The 22,887-nt window shown below is 38.4% G+C and carries 17 protein-coding genes and 1 pseudogene; 12 read left to right on the top strand and 6 right to left on the bottom strand.

Translation table 11 applies throughout. The annotated features are described in order from the left end of the window. Positions 1-179 precede the first annotated feature (179 nt). Positions 180-938: an IclR family transcriptional regulator gene (locus tag D9K81_RS08945; RefSeq protein WP_121523219.1), complete on the bottom strand. Its 759-nt coding sequence runs from the start codon at positions 936-938 to the stop codon at positions 180-182. Between the two features lie 169 nt (positions 939-1,107). Between D9K81_RS08945 and D9K81_RS08940 the strand changes: the two genes are divergently transcribed. The 4 genes and pseudogenes from D9K81_RS08940 to D9K81_RS08925 all read left to right on the top strand — a co-directional run bounded on the left by D9K81_RS08940 (position 1,108) and on the right by D9K81_RS08925 (position 5,779). Beyond that, positions 1,108-1,914, top strand: a complete 807-nt coding sequence (locus tag D9K81_RS08940) for a VOC family protein (protein WP_121523217.1) — start codon at positions 1,108-1,110, stop codon at positions 1,912-1,914. 39 nt (positions 1,915-1,953) lie between these two features. Beyond that, entirely contained in the window at positions 1,954-3,540 is a 1,587-nt protein-coding gene (locus tag D9K81_RS08935) for a bifunctional 3-(3-hydroxy-phenyl)propionate/3-hydroxycinnamic acid hydroxylase (RefSeq protein ID WP_121523215.1), read from the top strand. 30 nt (positions 3,541-3,570) lie between these two features. Then, positions 3,571-4,419 carry a fumarylacetoacetate hydrolase family protein gene (locus tag D9K81_RS08930; protein WP_121523213.1) on the top strand — a complete coding sequence of 283 codons (849 nt, stop codon included), beginning with the start codon at positions 3,571-3,573 and terminating at the stop codon, positions 4,417-4,419. A 55-nt stretch (positions 4,420-4,474) separates the two neighbouring features. Further along, a pseudogene (locus tag D9K81_RS08925) lies at positions 4,475-5,779 on the top strand (MFS transporter). A gap of 29 nt (positions 5,780-5,808) precedes the next feature. Here the strand turns inward: D9K81_RS08925 and D9K81_RS08920 are convergent. Continuing rightward, positions 5,809-6,741, bottom strand: coding sequence for an IS5 family transposase (locus D9K81_RS08920; RefSeq protein WP_121523211.1), 933 nt, complete (start codon positions 6,739-6,741; stop codon positions 5,809-5,811). Positions 6,742-6,929: 188 nt separating this feature from the next. Between D9K81_RS08920 and D9K81_RS08915 the strand changes: the two genes are divergently transcribed. From D9K81_RS08915 to D9K81_RS08885, 7 genes are all read left to right on the top strand, one after another. Beyond that, entirely contained in the window at positions 6,930-7,562 is a 633-nt protein-coding gene (locus D9K81_RS08915; protein ID WP_235831037.1) for a hypothetical protein, read from the top strand. Continuing rightward, on the top strand, positions 7,559-9,739 hold the full coding sequence (locus tag D9K81_RS08910; protein ID WP_121523209.1) for a hypothetical protein: 2,181 nt from the start codon (positions 7,559-7,561) through the stop codon (positions 9,737-9,739). Before D9K81_RS08915 ends, D9K81_RS08910 begins: the two co-directional genes overlap by 4 nt. Continuing rightward, positions 9,736-12,699 carry a tyrosine-type recombinase/integrase gene (locus tag D9K81_RS08905; RefSeq protein ID WP_121523207.1) on the top strand — a complete coding sequence of 988 codons (2,964 nt, stop codon included), beginning with the start codon at positions 9,736-9,738 and terminating at the stop codon, positions 12,697-12,699. The genes D9K81_RS08910 and D9K81_RS08905 overlap by 4 nt, the downstream gene beginning before the upstream one ends. Before the next feature lie 601 nt (positions 12,700-13,300). Further along, positions 13,301-13,603, top strand: a complete 303-nt coding sequence (locus D9K81_RS08900; RefSeq protein ID WP_000364388.1) for a helix-turn-helix transcriptional regulator — start codon at positions 13,301-13,303, stop codon at positions 13,601-13,603. A 4-nt stretch (positions 13,604-13,607) separates the two neighbouring features. Further along, on the top strand, positions 13,608-14,867 hold the full coding sequence (locus D9K81_RS08895; RefSeq protein ID WP_121523205.1) for a type II toxin-antitoxin system HipA family toxin: 1,260 nt from the start codon (positions 13,608-13,610) through the stop codon (positions 14,865-14,867). Between the two features lie 715 nt (positions 14,868-15,582). Continuing rightward, positions 15,583-16,794, top strand: a complete 1,212-nt coding sequence (mdh, locus tag D9K81_RS08890) for an iron-dependent methanol dehydrogenase (RefSeq protein ID WP_120375415.1) — start codon at positions 15,583-15,585, stop codon at positions 16,792-16,794. 153 nt (positions 16,795-16,947) lie between these two features. Next, complete coding sequence (locus tag D9K81_RS08885; protein ID WP_120375416.1) at positions 16,948-17,916, top strand: alpha/beta hydrolase; 969 nt, start codon at positions 16,948-16,950, stop codon at positions 17,914-17,916. A 9-nt stretch (positions 17,917-17,925) separates the two neighbouring features. Here the strand turns inward: D9K81_RS08885 and D9K81_RS08880 are convergent, their stop codons facing one another. Continuing rightward, complete coding sequence (locus D9K81_RS08880; protein WP_120375417.1) at positions 17,926-19,113, bottom strand: sigma-54-dependent transcriptional regulator family protein; 1,188 nt, start codon at positions 19,111-19,113, stop codon at positions 17,926-17,928. 208 nt (positions 19,114-19,321) lie between these two features. Between D9K81_RS08880 and exaC the strand changes: the two genes are divergently transcribed. After that, entirely contained in the window at positions 19,322-20,833 is a 1,512-nt protein-coding gene (exaC, locus tag D9K81_RS08875) for an acetaldehyde dehydrogenase ExaC (protein WP_120375418.1), read from the top strand. Positions 20,834-20,938: 105 nt separating this feature from the next. On the opposite strand, the gene D9K81_RS08870 is transcribed toward exaC, so the two are convergent. The 3 genes from D9K81_RS08870 to D9K81_RS08860 form a co-directional block, all read right to left on the bottom strand. After that, positions 20,939-21,376, bottom strand: coding sequence for a GNAT family N-acetyltransferase (locus D9K81_RS08870; protein WP_228199844.1), 438 nt, complete (start codon positions 21,374-21,376; stop codon positions 20,939-20,941). 43 nt (positions 21,377-21,419) lie between these two features. Continuing rightward, positions 21,420-22,019 (bottom strand): 2-hydroxychromene-2-carboxylate isomerase, encoded by a 600-nt coding sequence (locus D9K81_RS08865; RefSeq protein ID WP_120375419.1) that lies wholly within the window; start codon positions 22,017-22,019, stop codon positions 21,420-21,422. Positions 22,020-22,080: 61 nt separating this feature from the next. Next, on the bottom strand, positions 22,081-22,830 hold the full coding sequence (locus tag D9K81_RS08860) for an SDR family oxidoreductase (RefSeq protein ID WP_120375420.1): 750 nt from the start codon (positions 22,828-22,830) through the stop codon (positions 22,081-22,083). Positions 22,831-22,887: the final 57 nt, after the last annotated feature.

Raw genomic sequence — 22,887 nt, 5'->3', positions numbered from 1 at the left:
TGGCTCTAGTCCTCTTATTTTTCAAGTCATTTTCTTATCCGCGATTCGGGTTATATTAGATTCTTAAATGGGCCTATTTCTATAACTATTGAGATTTAATTTTTACTATTGTTTCTAACTACTTTTCCCTATTTAATACCCTTTAAAGTCTTTGACCTATTTTTAAGATCGTCAATGTTTTAGTAAAAATTATCATACATTTCAATTTTTGCAGAAATTTGTAGACTAGCTCTGTGGATTATATCGCTTATTTTTTTTAAATTAAGTCTATTTATCTCTTTTTCGGGAAGTACTATACTTAAACTACCCATTAATTTATTTTTAAAAAAAATTGGAGAAGCAATACCATAAACATCCTTATCTAGTTCACTTATAGTTATACATACTTTATTCTTCCTTATTTCCATTAATTTTTTATAAAAGTCCTCATAGGATTTACATTTAGTAATTTTCAAAATTTCTTTAGAGTTTTTATTATATATTCCTTCAATTTTACTTTCATTTAACCATGCCAATATTGATTTAGAAGTTGCTCCTTTAAATATTTCCATTGTTTTACCCCTTTCATAACTAATATTAAAATTACAATTTTTTCCTTTAAATTGATGCACGCAAAGTACTTTATCTTCACCATATAGCCTAGATAAAACTAGTACGGACTCTTCATATTGTTTAGCTATTTCAGTCATTAAAAGGTGAGCTGATTGAATTAATGGGTCATTCTCACGAATATTTCGATCTAACTCAATAATCAAGGAGCCAAGAATATAATTAGATGGGGTTTTCTTTTCTAATAGTCCTATAGATTCAAAATCAGACAAATACCGGTAGGCAGAAGCAGTAGATAAGCCTAATTCTACTCTGACTTTTTCTACATCTATAAAAGTGTGAGTTTTAAATAGAGTCAATAACTTTGCAAAATTATGTAGCTTCGACATCCTTGATACACCATACACAACTAAATAATTGTATCTATTTAAATTTTAAAAATCAGATTCTTAAAACTAATTTATAGAATTTTCTCAATATATAAGAATTAAAATTTAAGTACAAATTATTTCATTCAAAATCTCTACAAACGAAAGATCGGATAAAAAAGGAAGTTTTATGAAAGAGATTGGTGCACGTTTGAAGAAGCTTACTTTAAGCTCAAAAACTCCAGAGGAACTTGCAGAATTTTATGCACAGGCATACAAACTTGACCTCTTAAAACTAGACAATCAATTTATCTGTCAGAAAGAGCAAGTAATATTAGAATTTATTCCTGGAGAATCAGGACAATTATCTTGTATAGACTATATTTTTAATAATTATTCAGATTTTGAAAACTATAGATTATATTTAAAAGAGAAAATTGAGATTAATAATATTTCTGATAATGAATTTACCATCACAAATCCATTAGGGCATAATATAGGTTTTAGTTTTAATGAACATGAAAGGTTTAATCCTAATGAATCTCCTCGTTTACAACATTTTGGAATTCGTGCTGTAGATATCGATTCTCTTAGTGAATTTTACGAGCACACTTTAAGATTTACTATTTCTGACCGCGTTTATAACGAACAACAAGAACTTACTGCTATTTTTATCAGAACTGACCAAGAGCATCATTCTTTTGCAATTTTTAAATCTCCAATTAATCGTTTTGACCATTTTTCCTGTGAAGTACGTGATTGGGCAGAAATGAAGACGTGGGCAGATCATATGGCTCAAAACTCAATTGAACTCGCTTGGGGAATAGGTCGCCATGGTCCTGGCAATGACACATTTTTCATGATTAAAGATAGCGATGGAAATATGGGGGAAATTTCGGCAGAGCTTGAACAGTGTTCATCGGGTCGCCCAGTTGGCATTTGGAAACATCACCCTCTTACGCTCAATCAATGGGGCGTTGCGATTATGCGCTGTTAATTTTCAACACAAATCAACATATTCGTAAAAGGGAAAAGTATGGAAACTATAAATACTGAAGTTCTGGTAGTAGGCGCCGGACCTGTAGGCTTGATGTTGGCAAATATGTTGGCATCTTATGGTGTAAATACCATAGTTATTGAAAAAAGTGATTCCTATGAAATTGAACCTCGTGCAGTCTCAATTGATGATGAAAGCTTAAGAAGCTTACAACAAATAGGTCTTGCTAAAAAATTCTCAGAACAAATTGTTTTGGGCTATGGAGTCCAATATTACGATTGGAAGAATAAACCTTTAGCAGAAATTATGCCTGCTAGTGAAGAGTATGGTTATCCAAAACGTAATGCATTCCGTCAGCCAGATTTAGTTCGACTTCTAGCTGATCATTTAAATACTCAAAAAAATGCATCTCTCAAATTTTGTCATCAACTTATAGATATTCAAGAGACTAGCAATTCTGTTATTTGTGAAGTTCAAAATACATCTCAAAAGTCAATTCAAATTCATGCTAAGTGGCTTGTAGGATGTGATGGAGGGCGAAGCTTTACTCGTGACCTAATAAATGTTGTCTTAGAAGGTCAAACATATCCACAAAGATGGTTAATCGTTGATTTAGCAGATCGAAAAAGTAGCTTAAAACACACTAAGACCTACTGTGATCCTGTAAGACCTGCTATTCGCCTCCCAGGACCCAATAGAACTTTAAGATATGAATTTATGCTACATCCTACTGACAAAGACCAAGATGTATTACGTGAAGATGTTTTTAGAAATTGGATACGTACAAGAGTTCCTGAAGACTCAAGATTGCCTTTAGTACGCAAAGCTATTTATGGCTTTCACGCTCGTGTCGCCTCTTCTTGGAAGAAAAATCGAATTCTATTGGCAGGCGATGCAGCCCATCTTACTCCTCCATTTGCAGGTCAAGGTTTAAATAGCGGAATCAGAGATGCAACTAACCTTGCATGGAAGTTAGCAGCAGTCTTGCATTGGGGGCTCGATGAAAGCCTAATTGACTCGTATGAGTCAGAACGTAAACCGCATGCTGCGGCACTTATTAAAATGGCATTACAAATCGGTACTTTTATGCAGCCTAAAAATAAGTTTAGTGCCATCTTAATGCAAAATGGTTTAAGAGCTGCTTGTTTAGTACCTACATTTAAAGACTATATCTTACAACTCAAATTTAAACCAAAACCACATTTCCAAAATGGATGGTTTATTAATAAGGGGCAGCATAAATATGCTCAATTAATTCCACAGCCTAAAGTTAAGGATATATACGGTAATACCCAGTTATTAGATGAATATCTAAGGAATGGGTTTGCTGTGATTGGTTGGGCAAATCAGGAATATTTTGACTCCATAGAAGAGCTAGTACCTAAAAATGTACCTATAAAATTTCTTGCATTGCTAAATGAAAAAATTGACTACAAACAAATAAAAGTTCCCGATCAATTCACTTTAATCCGTGATGATTCAGGATCAATAGCACATATTTTAGACAGCTTAAAAGCTGAAGCTTTAGTTATCCGCCCAGATCGCTATAGCTATCAAATTGTTCGATCAACAGAGCTATTCGCAGGTAACAAGACAGAAGCTGCAACGGACATGGTTACTACCTAAATATTAATTTTATATACGAAGGGAAATTAAATGAAATTAGCAAGTTTTACTCATTCTGGTAAAGAATCATATGGCGTTTATACAGATGATGGCATCATTGATTTGAAGCCTCAATTTGGCTCAGAGTTTCCTGATCTAAAAAGTGCTCTAGGAGAAAAAGCACTTGAACGCATTAAAGAATATGCTGCTTCTGCACCAATTTCCTATTCGCACGCAGAAGTTACTTTACTTCCTGTTATCCCTAACCCAAGTAAAGTACTTTGCATTGGTCATAACTATGAAGCACATCGTATTGAAACCAATCGAGCTAAAACAGATTATCCATCTGTATTTATGCGTTATGCAGACTCCCAAACTGCTCACCTTCAACCCATTATTAAGCCAATTGAATCTGACATGCTGGATTATGAAGGCGAAATTGCTGTTGTCATTGGCAAACAAGGACGTCGAGTTAAAGAAAGTGAAGCATGGGATTATGTAGCTGGCTATAGCTGTTACAACGATGGTTCCGTTCGTGACTGGCAATGGCATACACAACAATTCGGTCCAGGAAAAAATTTCTATCAAACTGGTAGCTTCGGGCCTTACTTAGTAACTAAGGATGAAATTGCTAATGGTGAAATCCTGACGGTCAAAACAATACTGAACGGGGAAATCATGCAACAAGGCGATACATCAATGATGTTATTTCCAATTCCTAAGTTAATCGAATATTGCTCAACTTTCATTACTTTGAATCCTGGAGATGTAATCGTCACTGGAACCCCTGCTGGTGTAGGTGCAAAACGCAATCCACCTGTCTTCATGAAAGAAGGAGATCAGGTAGAGATTCATATCGACAAAATTGGCGTACTACGTAATACGATTTCAGTCGGCTAACTCTTGCTTAATTTTATTGTAAATAGCTGAAATATAGCCAAAAGGAGGAGACAAGATGTCTCTAAGTAACATGGATGTTCAAGAATTTATTGATTCTATTCGCTTTGGTTTTACTCAAAAAATTTTACTCTTATTATGTTTTATCATTGTCGCTCTTGATGGATTTGATACTGCATCAATGGTTTTATTGCTCCCGTTTTAAAACAGGACTGGGGAGTAAGTCCTGGACAATTAGGAGCTCTATTTGCAGCAGGTCTTATTGGATTAACCTCAGGAGCTTTCTTTTTCGGTCCAATGGCAGATCGGCTGGGTAGAAAAAAGATTTTACTTATTTCTGTTCTTTTTTTCAGATTAGGTAGCCTATTATCCGCCTTTTCTCCAAATATGCTCTCCCTCATTATATTAAGACTCATCACTGGTATTGGGTTAGGCGGTGCAATGCCAACAGCAATCACTTTAATGTCTGAATATAGCCCAAGTACAAAAAAATCAACATTTGTCACGCTTATGTTCTGTGGATTTACTATTGGTTCCGCACTTGGTGGCATAATTTCAGCCCAACTTATTCCATTCATAGGTTGGCGTGGAATTCTCTTCTTAGGAGGAATATGCCCACTAATTTTATTACCTGTTTTCTATATTTTTATTCCTGAATCTCTTCGCTTTAAAGTTTTAAAACAGCATGCAAAACCTCAAATTGATGCATTAATTTAAAAATTATCGCCAACAATTTCTACATGTCCCCAATTACATGCAAATGTAGAAGAAAAAAGTAAATCATCTGTAAGAGACTTGTTTAATTCAAAATTTTCTTTCAGCACTATATTAATTTGGATAGCTTATTTTATGAGTCTAATGACCATTTACTTAATATCTAGCTGGCTACCAACACTTTTAACAAATATTGGTCATTCATTAAAAAGTGCCTCTATGATTACAGCAGTTTTCCAAATAGGAGGAACTATCGGGTCTATCCTCTTGGGTTATCAATGGATAAGATGGGTGGAAATAGAATTTTATCCACTTCATATATATTAGGGGCTATCTTTGTTGTATTTAGTGGTTTATTCAGTCATCAACTAATCTTATTGATATTAACTATGTTTGCTGTTGGCTTTTTTATAAGTGGTGGGCAAACAGGCATGAATGCGTATTCAGCTAATTTTTATCCTACACACTGTCGAGCAACAGGTGTTAGTTGGGCTAATGCCCCGTAGGTCGTGCAGGTTAATTTATTGGAGGATGGCTAATGGCATTAGATTTAAATATCACTATGATTCTATCCCTATTAGCTATACCCGCAATCATTGCTTCTTTCTCTCTTTTCATTCTTAAACGGCTTTGTTGCACAAAGATTTGAAATGCAAAGCGCCCCTAATTGAGCCAAATTTAAGGCGTAACTTGGGTAAGTGGTCGACCTAATTCCGTAAATCTGTTGAGGACTGCTACACGTGCATGGATCTCATTCACTTGGCTATCAAAACTCCTTGCACTGAGTTTATCTCCTAATAATTTGATGCAATGCATCTTAGTTTCAACCAAACTTCGCCGATGATAGCCTGACCATTTTTTCCATAGTGTCCTGCCTAAACGTTTAATTGCTCGAAGTAATTCATTTCGCTCTAGCGAGCTAATCTTTGTATCTTTCCATGGTTTCGCATTTTTTCTAGGTAGAATCACCGCATGTGCTTGCCGATCTGCAATGACCTGACGGCATTGCTTGGTGTCATAAGCTCCATCGGTATAAACACAGTTAATCTGCTCATCTTGTGGAATCTGATTAAGTAAATCACCAAGCACCTGTGAATCACTGACATTATTGGTTGTAAGCTGAACTGCTCGTATTTGTAGGGTTTTAGCATCTATACCAATATGAAGTTTACGCCATTGGCGACGATATTCAGCTCCATGTTTCTTGCGTTTCCATTCGCCCTCACCTAGAAACTTCATGCCTGTAGAGTCTACGAGTAGATGCAGCCCATCGCTACTTTTTTGGTAGCTGATTGCAATATCAATATGCTTTTGTCTTCTACAAAGCGTACTGTAATCTGGTGCGGTCCAATTTAATCCGCAAAGTTTAATAAGACTTTGCACAAAGCCAGTGACCATACGTAAAGATAGACGGAATAAGGATTTAATCATTAAGCAGCATTGGATAGCTGCGTCAGAGTAGGTTTGATTTCGCCCTTGTTTGCCTTTTGATGGCGCATACCATTGCGTAGCAGGATCAAACCAAATGGCAATATTTCCGCGACTCATGAGTGCTCGGTTATATGCGGGCCAATTGGTTGTGCGGTAGATTTTGTGTGTAGGCTTCTTCATTTGAAAATTATATCGCTGAAAAACCCTTTACCGATAGGTTTGTGCAACAAAGCCCATATTTACTAAAAACATAATTCAATAGGGTTTTAACTACCGCTAAAAAGATTAAAAACACTATATATAGTGAAATTTACAATTTAATAACACAATATAGGGTGCGCAACCCTTGACTCTCCTATAAAAAATACGTGAATATTATAGCTTATTTTTCAGCCACTTGGCATAAATATGGGGAGACATCAGCATATGTCTATAAAAAAAAAGCTATTAAAAGTCATCGTGTATCTTCAAAAAACTTACAATTAATGTGTTATCCAAAATGTATGCATGCCTACCAAATCTGGATTGCTCTATTTTTTCAGCTTAATGAGAAACAGCAAAACTATCACTTGAATTTAACTTTTAAACAGAATATCGAAATTCCTCTTCTGACAACAGACAAAGCTGGTCACTATTTTTTTAGTAGTCATTTCAGCTGGATCTATGCTTATTTTTACAATAAGTATAAAACTGAATTTACGTTTAGAGCTTATGAAAAAAATAATTCCTACGAATTCACCATCATGGCTTTAAGCGAAGTAATGGCATTACTATGTTCCGGATTACATCACTCAATTCATGGCTTAGATATCATCGCACATTGGCTAAATGAACAATACTTAGCCGCACATCTTCAGGAAGTTTTCGGTCAGGAAGTTCTAACTATCAATCATCTACGAGAATTATCAGGGCTGTCTAAATCCAAAAGTCCAGTAAGTCCTATTTCAAATTATGCTGGTCCACTTTCATTAGAAAAAATTCTGGCTGGAATATCATCATGAACGGATATAGTTACTTAGAAGATACTCAAGAATTAAAGCTTGAGCCGTTTCGAGAATTCTATCAAACACTAGCAGAAGCAAAGCTAGAAAGTTTTCAAAATTCAATCAAACTCAATGAGTTCATTAAACCTACTAAAATTATTGAACTTAACAATATTATAAATCAAAAACTTGTAGAACAATCAATCAGTGAATATCCTCTCGTTCATTATCTTATTGCAGTCATTAATACGCCTTCAGCATATCAAGCTAATGCCCTGAAATGGGCCATTTTTAATACTCGATGTATTGAATTGCTTGATAGCAAAGAACATGCAGCCACTGTAGCTAACCTCTGTAGACGTTTTCGTTTAGCCAGCAAAAAACAGGAATACCATTGGCTTTATAACTTATTACCACCTCTCCCTATTGAGTTGGAGGATCTTCTTAAGTTTTTAAATAAAGCTGAAACAGAGAATAGAGAGTTACTTAACCGCTCCACACCAAATTTAGATGAAAAACAAATTGGCCAGCTGGCAAATCTACGTGTCATCTATCAATATGTCTTTACTCAGTCTGAACGTTTAAAACGAAATCGCCAAAGCAGTTCAGGTGCCAAAGAAGCTCCTCAAACTGATGTTCAAAAGATATCAAGAATATCTCTCGATGATGAACAAACGTATCAGACTCATTTTGAACAAGGTACAGCTAAACAACCACGCGAAGATAAAACTATAGAAAAAGTTGAAGATCATAATTTTGAATTTAATCCTCTTGAGCAATACTCTATTACAGCTCAGGTCAATAATCTCAAGAACAAAGTTCTGCATCAAAACAAGAATCAGTTAATGAGCAAGTCAAATCCTCGTGTCTTTGATTTGCCTACCGCACAGTATATTATGCGAATTTTGTTTGAACAGGCAGAAACCTCTCCAATTCATGCCTTACTTTTATTTTCAGTACTCAGTTTGACGCATTATAAAGAGCTATTAGTATTTCGGAAAAATTTCCGTCTGAGTTCAAAAAGAAAAGAAATTACTTTTAGCCCTGAAAACTTCTATTTTCGGCAAAGTTTTGATAACTCTAAATTTAAAGATGCTTTATTAAAAGAATATATGCTGAATATAGGAAATTCTTTTACCATCCCCTTACCCAAAGTTTATTTTGATCAGATTTTTCAACTAAAAAAGTGGGATAAAGCTGATATTGCTTCAGATGTACAAGAATATTTACGTAGAATCAGTGACGGCCTTACTTTTCATTTAACAGCTCGAAACCTTCCTCGTTTAATCAGCGATATCACGTTGAATGAACTCGGATATGAATTGGAAAGTAAATTACTTAGTGGAGAAAACGTTAATAGCTACACCCCAAGCCATTACTATTCAATGAAAATTGTTGATATCCTCGATATTTATAGCCAAACGCTTTATCTGGTTTGCCCGCAACTCGACACTAGTTATATCGAAGAATTTAAATCCCCTGTTACTTTCGGTAGTCAGCAAACGCCAGACCTGCCTCTGGTTAAATCCTTTTTTAAAGAGCTTGACAAGCAAGTTCGGGGAAACCCTAACCCTTTTAATACACTGAAATATTATTCAATTTGGCTATGGTACGTTTGCATGATTATGACATCTGCCCGACCAAATGAAGCCTTTCCCCCGAATCTCGATTATCTTGATCTCGACAACTGTTTGGTGGCTGTTGCAGATAAAGAGCAACGTTATTCGGGTACCATTGGACGCTACCTACCATTTAATAATTTTCTTCGTGATGAAATACAGTCTTATCTGAATTATTTAAAACAATTTCAGCATCTTATGAAGGCTTGTGCTAACCAAGTAAAAACAGCTTTAATTCAAGAAATCTTTGATGGTCAATGCCCCTTTCTTGTATATCCCAAGACTGAAGGATATATCCGAAATTTAGAGCTTGCTGATATTGAAAAGAACAGTCCAACTATAGTTTTGCAGCGCAATTGGACTCGCCATTTCGCTCGCTATTTTTTTGCACAGCACTGCGATGAAGATATGCTGAATGGCATCTTTGGTCACGATGGGCCCATGCAGGAACTTTTTGACCGCTATTCGGGTTTTCAGGCAACCGATTACGATCACATTCGAGCAGCGCAAGACAAGCTGGTCGAACTCTTAAAGCTTAAAAGTATGTCTACATTTAACGGATTCCTGATTGAATGAGTAAACACCCACACTCCCTCAAAAGAATAAAAAAGCATAGAAAAAACAAAGCATTTCTTCTGAACTTGTTTAGTGAGAAATGTATAGAGCTGACGCCTGAGAACTATTCGGAAATTTGTCGTCAAGTTGATAATCAGCTTTTAGAACACTGTAAGTCAAACATCCGTAGCTATCAGATGGCACGTATAGAATTTGCTAAATATATCAAGCGCTTTAATCTTTCATCGAATCACTACTATCCAGTGCCTGCCGCTCCCGTAAGGTACGAAAGATCTCTGCCACTACAAAATATTGAAACCTTAAAACATGGTAAAAAAGTTACTCAATTTGCCCAAAATATGATTGCTTACTTGACAAAACATAATGACTTCAGTCCCACTCAATCTCTTGGCTTTTGTTTGATCAGTTCAATATTATTTAATGGCATTTATAACCATGCCGAATTGCAATTTTTTTTAAAAATCATTTTAAAAACAAAGAAATTTCAAAGTTTTTTAAACCTAAATCATATGGTAACACTCGAAATCCCGAACCGGAATTTCGGTAATCAGCGTATAATTGACCCTGATTTTTCAGTCAGCTATACAAAAACGTTTGTGCTACACGACATTGTGAAATGCTGGATCTACAGACTTAAACATCAAAAGTTTGATTTATTTTCGGATATTGAAGATGCAGAACATCTGATTAACGCTTGTATTATTGAATGCTTCCCTGAGGAAAAGGTACGTTGTAAAGACCTGTTAAAATACGGCTTTTACTATACACAGTTCCTGAAAAACAGCGGACTGGATCAAATGTCCATTTGTATCCTAAAAAATGAAATTTACAGTTCCAGTCCTCTCGAAAAACAATTAGAAGCTTATTTTGTTCAGTTTGAACAAAAGCACACCAATAACATTAAAGTTGAGAATACTTGTGAAAACCATCAGAACCACTCTAGAGTCAATATCGCATCAGATATAGCAGAAACTCTTGTAGAAATACGTCAAGCCATTCGTGCAAAAAACTATAAAGATCAACTCATAGGGTTATATTCCAGAGAACTGTCTCCTGCCTTAGAGCGTTTGTTGCTGTGGACCATCCTACGTTCCAAATTAACAGAGACTCAATTAAACTGCTTAAATCAAATTATCCAACAACAGAAACGATTTGAGCGCAAGCTTATACGTGCAGATTTTCAACCTATTAAGCAAAGCTCTCTAAATACCATGTTTTCACAGTTTGCCATCGATTGGCTGATGGCAACGCAAGACAAAGACATTTCATCATTTTCAAATGCCGATTTTGAAGATCTGTATGGAGAAATGCTTTTATTAAAGAAAGAAACAACTAGAGAGACTTTACAAAAACGTCTACAGGAGTTTCATCACAAACAGACATTATTTTTTAACGCGCCCACTGTGGATCTGGATAGTTTAATCCAAGTAAAAATCTGCAGAACCGCATTGATCTCGCCCCATATTTTTTACCACATGCTAGAGCAGCTCGAAAATACTCAAGATATTTCGATTCAGGATAAAAATATATTTAAACTGATTTTTATTCTGGGGTTCAGAGTCGGACTACGGATCAATGAAACATTGAATATCTTCGTACGTGATCTATTGATTAGTGAAGATGCTGTGATACTCACCATTCGCAACAATCGCAATAAAAATCAAAAAAGCTACTCAGCTTACCGCAAGATTCCCCTGCATCATCTACTTAAAGCCGACGAATTACATACATTTAAAACATATAGTCAGAATAGAAAACGTCTGCTAAAAGAACAGGGAAAATCAGTTACACAACCGCTGTTTTTAAAACAGTCCTTAGAAGAAACTCATGAAAATGAAGTGAATTCCCTATTGAAACAATTGATCCAGACAGTTTTTGGAGAACACAATTTTACTTACCATAGTCTGCGCCATTCTGCATTTAATCATCTTTACCTGATTTTAAAAAACTCAACACTTGCAGATGCATTTACTGACTATAGCCCACATGAGCAATTACGTATCCGTTATGCATTGTTGCGAAACAGAAATACTCAGCAAACCTGGTATGCACTTTCTCATTTTGCCGGGCACCTAACGCCTGAAACCACTTGTTCAAGCTATCTGCATTTAATGCATCTAGCAATTAGCTACCAGCTGAATCAAATGCACAGCCCGCTTCCTAAAGAAGCCTATTTTAACATTCTGAAACATGATGATGCCATTAAATATCCTGTTCAGCAGCGGGCGATCAAACAGTTTTTATTTCATCAACTCACTAAAGACCGTTACAGGCAACATGATCATCAATTTCAACTAGGTCAACAGAAATCGCCTGATTCACTGATGCTAGGAGCTCATGACTCAGAGATGACTTTTGAATTATTACATCACATTCTTGCAGTAGAAAAAGAACAAGACCTTATGTTACCTGAAACTATTCCTTTGCAAATCGCGCAAAAATTACGTGCTAGAGCCCAGCATTTGAAAACCTCCTGTGTAAACCAAAAAAAATCATCGAGGTTATTTACCACAGATTTTTTAAGGAAAACTCCGAATGCATTGGTCACCATGTTGCCAACCAATCAGGAGGAAAAAAAGGTCATTCAACATGTTCAGGAGCGTTATGCAAATGTACAAAGTAAATACAAAAAACAGCTTCATACAATCTACTCAATTTATCTTGAAAAAGCTCAGCCCAATTCAGCCCAGTTAATTTTTGAACTCAATGAAAAACGGCAACTGAAGAAACTTCTTTCTTTTATTCATAGCTTATTTCCCAAAAAATATCTTCATTTAGAACTCTCTCAGCAGAGCAAAACAGAGCTCAAAAAGACATTACAGGATTTAACATTACGGGCAGAAAACTTCAGCCTGACTGAAAATGAAAGGCGAATTAAGTTCTGCTTCAAGGATAAAGATGCAAAAGCACTTGGGGTATTCAAGTTACTGATGTATCTGATGATAGTTTCTCATCTTTAATGCAAATTATTGGATAAGTTTGCCACGCATTCTTATTCGTGGTTTACCAGTCATTCCTGTAATGATTTAATATAGACTTCCAAGCGTGAGTGGTAAAATTAATCATCTTAAAGAGCAATAACTGTTTGTCCCACTAGCCAAATAATGTCTGTCCAAGTTAGCACAAAATTTAATGATCATTTAAACAAGAATTTGCAGTATTAGTTTACAATTCGAAGTGAATAAAAAGCATAAATTGCCGCAGCACAATGAAATTGAAGAAATATTTTCAGAATATGATGAATAAGTTGTGAATCGGTACCCAATAAGTTATCAGAAAAGATAAACCCCTGCCCATAACCTCATTGCTCCAAACCACTTGTGCCAAATATTCCAGATTAACCTGATAGCAAATACTGGTTCCTCGCGACATCAGGCGAAACTGATTAAGCTTAAAGCAGGTTGTTAGACTCTATTAAATTGTAAATGTCTAATTAGACTTTTTTAGTCTAATTAGATCTAATCAGGCCAATTAAGCACCCTCCTTACATCAAATGGTTTATTTTTATAAATCCATTATTTTGTGTTTTAATAGATATATATAGATATAAGACCCAATATTATGGATTTAAAATTCAAAAAGCCTGAAGAGGTTGTCACGTTATTATGTGAAAGGCTTCGCAAAGAACGACTTTATCTGGAAATGACTCAGGCAGACGTCGCTACACGTGCTGGTATTAGTGTGAATACAGTATCTAATCTGGAAGCAGGTCGAAATGTTTCATTTGAAAATTTAGTACGCGTTGCCATGGTATTGGGCCGATTAAAAGAATTAGAGGAACTCTTCAAACCTCATTTAAACAGTGTAAATGACATTCTCCGCTATGAGAGCAATACGGCTCGCCAACGTATCAAAAGGAAATAAGTCCATGCTCAAAAAACTTAATGTTTACTACAATGGATGGGGTGAATATTGGCTTTGGGGTACACTGGTCTCCTCAACCGCAATCACAGGTCGGCCATTAATTGCCTTTGAATACAGTGCAGAAGCGATCAGTAAAGGTTTAGAACTTTCCTCTTACCTACTTCCATTAAAAGGTGACTCATTAAGAACGAACTTTCCTACACATCAAATGGGATTGCCAGGTCCTATATATGATGCCCTACCCGATGGTTGGGGCATGCTTCTTATGGATCGCTTGTTTAAAAAAAATGGACTCAATCCAGCACGGATTGGGCCATTAGAACGACTCACGTATATTAATACACATGCAATGGGGGCATTATCCTTTGAACCTTCAGCAACTGAGTTAGCATTAACTGAAAATATTCCACTGATTAAACTCGCTCAAGAAGTTCAGCAAGTTCTCAAAGGAGAAGGTGCAGAATTTTTACAGCATTTATTAATTATGGGTGGATCTCCACAAGGTGCAAGGCCAAAAGCACTCGTCTATCGTGATCCTGTCACCAACGAATTCTCAACAGTTAGCTCACATCAACATGAAGCTTGGCTGATCAAATTTCCCGCTCAGCAAGAGCATCCTGAAGTTTGTGCAATTGAAGCTGTTTATGCAGAATGTTTGCGTCATTGTCATATTGATACCCCTGACACTCAATATTTTACTCTTCCGAATGGATTAACCGCATTTGCATCAAAGAGATTTGACCGCCACGATGGCATGCGTATCCCTATGCAAAGTTTAGCGGCCTTCACCGGAGCTGATTTTAAATCACCAGGGAGTTTAGACTACAGTAACTTTCTTCGCGCTGCACACTTTTGCACCAATGATGTTCGCGAAAAAGCAATTGCATTCAAGCGAGCTGTTTTCAATGTAGTCTTCAATAATCGAGATGATCATTGCAAAAACTTTTCATTTCTGATGTCCCAAAATGGGCAATGGAAACTCTCCCCTGCCTATGATGTTACTTTCTGTGAGGGGCCAGGTGGATATCATCAAATGGATATCATGGGTGAGGCACTAGATATTCCTCGACAAGCTCTTGTAAAACTTGGTACTCAGGAAGCGGAACTTTCTGCCCAAGAAGTCGATGAAATTATTGGCTCGATTTGTAAGGTTGCAATCCGATTCAGCAATATCGCTCATGATCTATTACCTGGACAAATTCAAACAGAGACTCTCCAGATGATCCAAAATAGGATTGAGCATAATATTCATTTATTGAATTGAATATAAAAAATTTTCATGAGGATCAAGAATCATTATATTAAATTATATAATGTTGTTGTTTCTCATGAAAATTCGCACCAAAATACAGGTGACTTTTATAGACTAAAATTTCCAATATGAAGTGACCAAAATACCCTAAAATGATCTAAATTGCTAAAAATTTCAACGCACTAAAAACTACACACAATCAATTAAATCATATACTTATAGTTAACATCATTTAATGGCATAAATCTCGGTGACCTTGCCAAGGTTGGGGTCGGGAGTTCGAGTCTCCTTTCCCGCTCCAGATTCAAAAAAGCCCTGATCCAAGATCAGGGCTTTTTTTATATCTCATACATTCTATTTTTTTAATGCATCCAATGCTTAGTCACTACTCAAACAATTAAATCATTCCTTCTGCAAAAATATAAAGGGGGGAGCAAATTTAGTCACCTTTTTTACATACACAATAACTTTTAATTTCAGTAGGTCTTGTTGCACAAACCTTGCCTAGAAAGCTTACTCAGCAATACAATTGCAAAATAATATTAAAAAAACTTTAAATAATAAATTCTTGAAACAGAACCCTTATCAATCTTTTTTGCCAAAAATAAAACCTTATACATGGTAGGTCTTTGGTAGGTGTATTTTTTTTAAGCACTATTGAATACTCATTTTAGGGTGAGCATCACCCATAACAATGATGATAAATAATGGTAGAAGGAATCGCACCATGGCTTTTAAAAATATTGCAGATCAAACAAACGGTTTTTACATCCCTTGTGTTTCACTTTTCGGACCTGGCTGTGCCAAAGAAATTGGCGCAAAAGCACAAAATCTGGGCGCAAAAAAAGCATTGATCGTCACCGATGCTGGCCTGTTTAAATTCGGCGTCGCGGATACCATTGCAGGCTATCTCAAAGACGCTGGTGTAGACAGCCATATTTTCCCTGGCGCAGAACCTAATCCAACTGATATTAACGTCCATAATGGCGTGAAAGAATATAACGACCAAGGCTGTGATTTTATTGTGTCACTCGGTGGTGGCTCTTCACATGACTGTGCTAAAGGCATCGGCTTGGTGACCGCAGGTGGTGGCCATATTCGTGATTATGAAGGTATAGATAAAAGTACTGTGCCCATGACGCCACTGATTGCGATTAATACGACTGCAGGTACAGCATCAGAAATGACCCGTTTCTGCATCATTACCAATACCGACACACACGTAAAAATGGCCATTGTAGACTGGCGTTGTACCCCACTCATCGCGATTGATGATCCAAAACTGATGATCGCTAAACCTGCGGCACTCACAGCAGCAACAGGAATGGATGCCCTCACACATGCGGTCGAAGCTTATGTCTCTACTGCAGCAAACCCTATTACCGACGCATGCGCTGAAAAAGCCATCAGCATGATTAGTGAATGGCTGAGCCCAGCGGTTGCGAATGGTGAAAATCTTGAAGCACGTGATGCCATGAGCTATGCACAATATCTGGCAGGTATGGCTTTTAATAATGCATCGCTGGGTTATGTCCATGCAATGGCACATCAGCTTGGCGGTTTCTATAACTTGCCACACGGTGTTTGCAATGCAGTACTCCTACCGCATGTATGTGAGTTTAATTTAATTGCTTGTCCAGATCGCTATGCACGCATCGCACAGCTCATGGGCATTAATACAGAAAGTTTAACCACCTCGGAAGCGGCGTTTGCAGCCATTGATGCAATTCGTGCCTTATCTGCATCTATTGGGATTCCTTCCAGCCTATCAGAGCTCGGCGTAAAAGAACAAGATCTAAGTGTTATGTCTGAAAATGCGCAAAAAGATGCTTGTATGTTGACCAATCCGCGTAAAGCAACGCATGCACAAGTGGTCGATATCTTTAAAGCTGCGCTAAAACCGAGCGCTACTGTAGTCAACTTTAAAGCGGCTGGTTAAATCCAGACTGCTCTTCCTCTCCCACGCTAACAGCACTTTAAGCGCCTCATCCATTCACTGCGCGCTTAAAGTGCTTTTCTTTTTTATAGTTGACAAAATTCTGTAGTTCATCAAGGATGATCAACATCCGCGACAATAATAACAGAGCAAAATATGTCAGCAGTTCAATCCACTCCAAACTATCAGCCAGACCATTTGGGTTCAGGCTATGAACAAACCACTTTAGATTTTCCAGATGATTTTGAAGGCCGTGTTACAGCAACTTTAATTCGTAAAAAAGCCAGTACAACCACAAAAAAAGCCGTTTTATATATTCATGGCTTTATTGATTATTTTTTTCAAACCGAAATGGCGGAGCGCTTCAACCAACACGGTTTTGATTTTTATGCACTGGACTTACGAAAATATGGCCGTTCAATTTTGCCACATCAAAAATATTATAATGTGCGCAATATTGCCGAATATGATGCTGAAATTGATCAAGCGCTCGATATTATAGGTGCTGAAGGTCATGATGCCGTGTTGCTCTGCGGTCATTCTACTGGCGGTTTAACCACGACTTTATATGCGGCGCATCATCTGAATCATCCGCTCATTAAAGCACTTTGGGTCAACAGTCCTTTTTATGACTTCAATATGAATTCAATTAAGCGCAAATTTGGTGTGCCACAACTGAGTCGTATCGGAAAATTATTTCCAGATTTGCAGTTTCCGAGCGAGCTTAATAAATGGTATACCGCCAGCCTGCATAAGGATTTGAAGGGCGAATGGGACTTTAACTTAGACTGGAAAAAAACCAAATATCCAAAAGTGCGACTTAGCTTTGTGACTGCAATTCATGAAGCGCAAAAAGAGATTCATCAGGGTCTGCAAGTCGATGTGCCAGTACTAGTAATGCACTCACATCAAACCAAAAATCCCCGTAAATGGGGCAAAGATGCACAAAGTAGCGATGTGATTTTAGGCGTTAAAGATATTCAAAAATATGCTCAAAAAATTCAGGGTGATGTCAGCATTCAAAGCATTCACAATGGCCTGCATGACTTAGTATTGTCCGAAAAGTCAGTGCGGGAAAATGTCTATCAACAATTGTTCAGCTGGCTGGATAGCAAAGGCCTATAAATATGTCGCTTAGCCACCATTGAGCGTTTTGTTGCGGACTAGATACTGATGAACTGGATGCTGTTTCGGCATCAGTTCAATGAGTCGCTCCACTGCATCAATCGCTTCAGGAAAGCGTGCGACATGCTTAAGCAATACATCGGTTTCATCGGCTTTAAATATTGCATCACTCAAGCGTGACTCTAAGCAGTCGCGCCATGCACATAAAAATGGGCTTTCAGTTTTTGCCAAAAACACGCCTGAACATAACTTTAATGCAGACTCAGTATAGCCCGCATCCAACGCTTGCTCTGCTTGTAAAAAATCTGCCTCTACATTTGCCAAAATTCTATATGGGCGCGAACCGAGCATGCCTCCCAGCATATCGCGTAGTTGTGACATTTCAGCCTTTAAAGTCCCAATACTCACTTTACGTTCACCATACAGGGCTTGATGTAAGGTATCCAGTGTCATGCCCTGTGGACAGAGGGCAAGAATAGTTAAAATTTCAATTTGTCGTGGCGTCATCACCAGAATTTTGCCATTGAACAATACCTGTGATGATGCAAATGCACGGATATACAGTTGTTGCTGATGTTGCTCCAGTAGCGCGGCTTGCACGATGGAAGCGCAGCGTTCAGCGGCCAATAAACCTAAACTATTATGATGTTGCCATGTGGTCGATAAGTCGATTACACCCAATACTTGTTTTGAATAGGGGTCAATAATCGGGGCGGCATAGCAAACCCAATCATGAATGGAAGCCATATAATGTTCATTAGAAAAAACGCAACTAGATTGCTGCGTCTTTAGCGACAGCGCCAAAGCATTGGTACCGACTAGTTCTTCTTTCCATTGCCCGCCCTGCATAAAATGTACACTTTCAGCTGCGCTTTGCATTTGCCGACTGGATGCGCTCCAGATAATCGTACTCCCTACATCCCCCACCGCAACCACCATCGATGACTGCTCAGCAATATGCTTCAAATCATCTGCACAGCGTTTTAAAGCATGTTGCAATGCATCTGGCGCTTGCTGCCTGTCTTGTTGCAATGGTGCTGCAATTCTGTCTTTGGGAATAGCCGCAGAATGTGATCTGCGCCACGAATTATGAATACTCTGTCCCAGCTGTTCAGCATGCTGTGCAGATAGGCTATTACTTTGTCTAAACTGTTCTATTTGCTTACGTTTTTCAATTAAACTTTTCATCTCTGCCATCCTAGAGTTTCTCAACTCGAGCTGATTATTGTTATGCCGTCCTCTTTGCCTTGTAACGTTTTGTCAGCTGCTTGTAAACAGACCTGCAACCAACCTTTTTCCAACCTTATAGTAAGTATGCTAATCAAATAATGTGCAAAAGTACCTTATACCAAAGCGGCATACGCTTGGTGATAGAAAACATCATAATAAACAAAGGAATATATATATGCGTTACGCAGATCCAAATACAAACGGCTCAAAAGTTCAATTCAAATCACAATATGAAAACTTTATTGGTGGCAAATGGGTTTCACCAGTAAAGGGCGAATATTTTGACAACATCTCTCCTGTTGATGGTAAAGCATTTACCAAAATTCCGCGTTCATCTGCTGAAGATATTGAGTTAGCACTAGATGCAGCGCATGCAGCCAAAGCTGAGTGGAACAATACATCTCCGACTACGCGCTCTAACCTATTACTGAAAATTGCAGATCGCTTAGAAGAAAATTTAGAATTATTGGCCGTTGCAGAAACATGGGACAACGGCAAACCTGTACGTGAAACACTGGCTGCAGACATTCCACTGACCATTGACCATTTCCGTTACTTTGCCAGCTGTATTCGTGCACAAGAAGGCGGAATTTCTGAGATTGATGGTGACACCATTGCTTACCATTTCCATGAGCCTTTGGGCGTTGTGGGTCAAATTATTCCATGGAACTTCCCTATTTTAATGGCAGCGTGGAAACTCGCACCTGCACTCGCTGCAGGTAACTGCATCGTACTGAAACCTGCGGAACAAACCCCAGTCAGCATTTTAGTTTTAGCAGAACTCATTCAAGATATTTTACCTGCTGGCGTACTCAACATTGTGAACGGTTACGGCGTAGAAGTTGGTCGTCCGCTGGCGACCAATCCACGTATTGCAAAAATCGCATTTACTGGTTCAACCGCAGTTGGCCAACAGATCATGCAATATGCCACTGAAAATATTATTCCAGTAACGCTGGAGCTGGGTGGCAAGTCACCAAACATTTTCTTTGAAGATGTGATGGATCAAGACGATGATTATTTAGATAAAGCCCTAGAAGGCTTTGCGATGTTTGCGCTTAACCAAGGTGAAATCTGTACTTGTCCATCGCGCGCACTGGTACATGAAAGTATTGCAGATAAATTCCTTGAAAAAGCCATCGAACGTGTAAAACGCATTAAAACAGGCCACCCACTTGATACTGAAACCATGATTGGCGCTCAAGCTTCACAAGAGCAACAAGATAAAATCTTGGGCTGTATCGCAACAGGCCGTGAGGAAGGCGCGCAAGTGCTAACTGGTGGTGGCGAACGCCAAGAAGTTGGTGAAGGCTTCTACATCGAGCCAACTATCTTTAAGGGCAACAACAGCATGAAAACTTTCCAAGAGGAAATTTTTGGGCCAGTGCTTGCCGTCACCACATTTAAAGATTTTGATGATGCGATCAAGATTGCCAATGACACAATTTACGGCCTTGGCGCAGGCGTTTGGTCGCGTTCAGCACATACCTCATACCGTGCAGGACGTGCGATTCAAGCAGGTCGCGTATGGACCAACTGCTACCACATCTACCCAGCACATGCAGCCTTCGGTGGCTACAAAAAATCGGGTATCGGTCGTGAAAACCACAAAATGATGCTCGATCACTATCAACAAACCAAAAACCTATTGGTGAGCTACTCAACCAAACCGATGGGCTTCTTCTAAAGCTAGCCCATTTAGGCAAAATAAAAGCGGACTTCGGTCCGCTTTTTTAAATTCGCGATTCAAGATTTTCTTTTTAATCAAGTGCAATGATTCAACGGGAAAATCCTACAATTTTTTAATCAGATATTTGGGTGACTCTTCATAGCCCTGTGAAAAGTAAAATCGGTGCGCGCCCATTCGATACGTTGCGCTGTGCAATTCCATTCTGTCACATCCACGTGCTTTGGCCTGTTGCTCTGCATAATGCAATAGCTGTGCACCAATCTGCTGTCCACGCAAAGCTTCATCAACACAAAAATAACTGATGCGGGCAAAATCCCCTGCCAAAGCCAGCTGAGGTATAAAATGCATGGATAAAAAAGCACATGCTTGCTGTTCTAACTCTGCGACCAAAAGCAATTCCTGAGGATGATCTAGCAACTGCTGCAGGCGAATCTTTAGCTGAACCAGATCTTGAGCATACTCCATCTGGCCTAAAAGTCTTGCAAGAGCTGTTGCATCCTGCAAACCTGCCCGTCGAATATTCAACTGAGATATGCCCATTTCTATGTTCCTTTTTATCTAAATCAATCAAATGACATCATTGCTAGGTGCCAGATTGCAAAGCCATTTCCACAAAATGCAAATGATCCACTCCCCAAAACTGTTCATTGTCTACAAAACATGTAGGCGCACCGAATACACCGCGCTCAACTGCTTCTTCCGTCAATGCTTTTAACCTCGCTTTGACCTTTTCGTCGTCCAACCATGTTTGAGCCTGTACAGCATCAATACCAAGCTCCTCCCCCAGCGCCATGAATTCCTGCACATCATTCAAATTACGCGGGTGACCAAACATCGCATCAAATAATCCTTTGAGTACATATACAAAACGATCAGGCTGGTATAACTGCACGGCAGTCAGTAATCGCATCAAATGTAGCGTGTTGATTGGAAAATGCGGATTCATTTTGACTGGAATCTGCCAATATTTTGACCACCGCTTCAGGTCCATCATCGAGTAACGAGCTTTGGCAGGTACAGCCATCGGACTGCTATTGCCTGTGGCTTTAAACACCCCTCCTAAAAGTATAGGCTTCCAGATAATCTCGGCCTGCTGTTCTTCTGCAATTTTTAGTAAGCGGTAAAAACCCACATAGCTATAAGGGCTACCTAAATCAAAATAAAACTCGATCTGTTTTTTCATATTGTTTTCTGTCCTTGATACATTCGTCATGCTACTGCAAAAATCATAATCTGTTTTGTATTTACCAGCGCTCTATCCACGGTCTTAAATCCAGCTCATGCGTCCACGCATCTCGTGGTTGCTGCGCCAAATGCCAATAATTTTCAGCTATATGCACAGGATTTAAAATGCCATCTTGATCCTTTTTTGCATACATCTCTGGGAATGTATCTTTAATAAAATCTGTATCAATTGCGCCATCCACTACCACATGTGCGACATGGATATTTCGAGGTCCGAGCTCGCGCGCCATACTTTGTGCCAGCGCCCGAAGCGCATGTTTGGCTCCAGCAAAAGCAGCAAAGCCAGCAGCGCCACGTATACCCGCTGTTGCACCCGTAAATATAATCGTGCCACGCTCACGTGTAACCATACGTTTAGCCACTTCACGCCCAGTCAAAAAAGCGCCAAAGCAGGCCATTTCCCAAATTTTAAAATATTTGCGTGCGGTTTCTTCCAAAATACTACAGGGCACATTCGCACCAATGTTAAAGACCAATACTTCTATCGGGCCTACTTCCGCTTCTATATGCTCAATCAATGCAATAACTTGCTCTTCTTTACGTGCATCTGAAGCAAAGCCATAGACAGTGCCTCCTTGTTGCTCTATTTCTGCAATAAGTGGCTTTAATTTATCTGCATTACGCCGTGTCATGCACGCAGTATAGCCACCACGTGCAAAACGCTTGGCAATTTCACCACCAGTTGCATCCCCTGCACCAATCACTAATGCCACACCACGTTGCACAGCTTGTTGATTTTTATCTTCCATGTTGGCTCTCCTCAAAATGGATGCTCATATTTGAATAATGATTTACGCCTTTAAATA

It is taken from the genome of Acinetobacter chengduensis (assembly GCF_003664645.1).
In the GTDB taxonomy this organism is placed as follows: domain Bacteria; phylum Pseudomonadota; class Gammaproteobacteria; order Pseudomonadales; family Moraxellaceae; genus Acinetobacter; species Acinetobacter chengduensis.
This window is presented reverse-complemented; position numbering and strand designations above follow the sequence as displayed.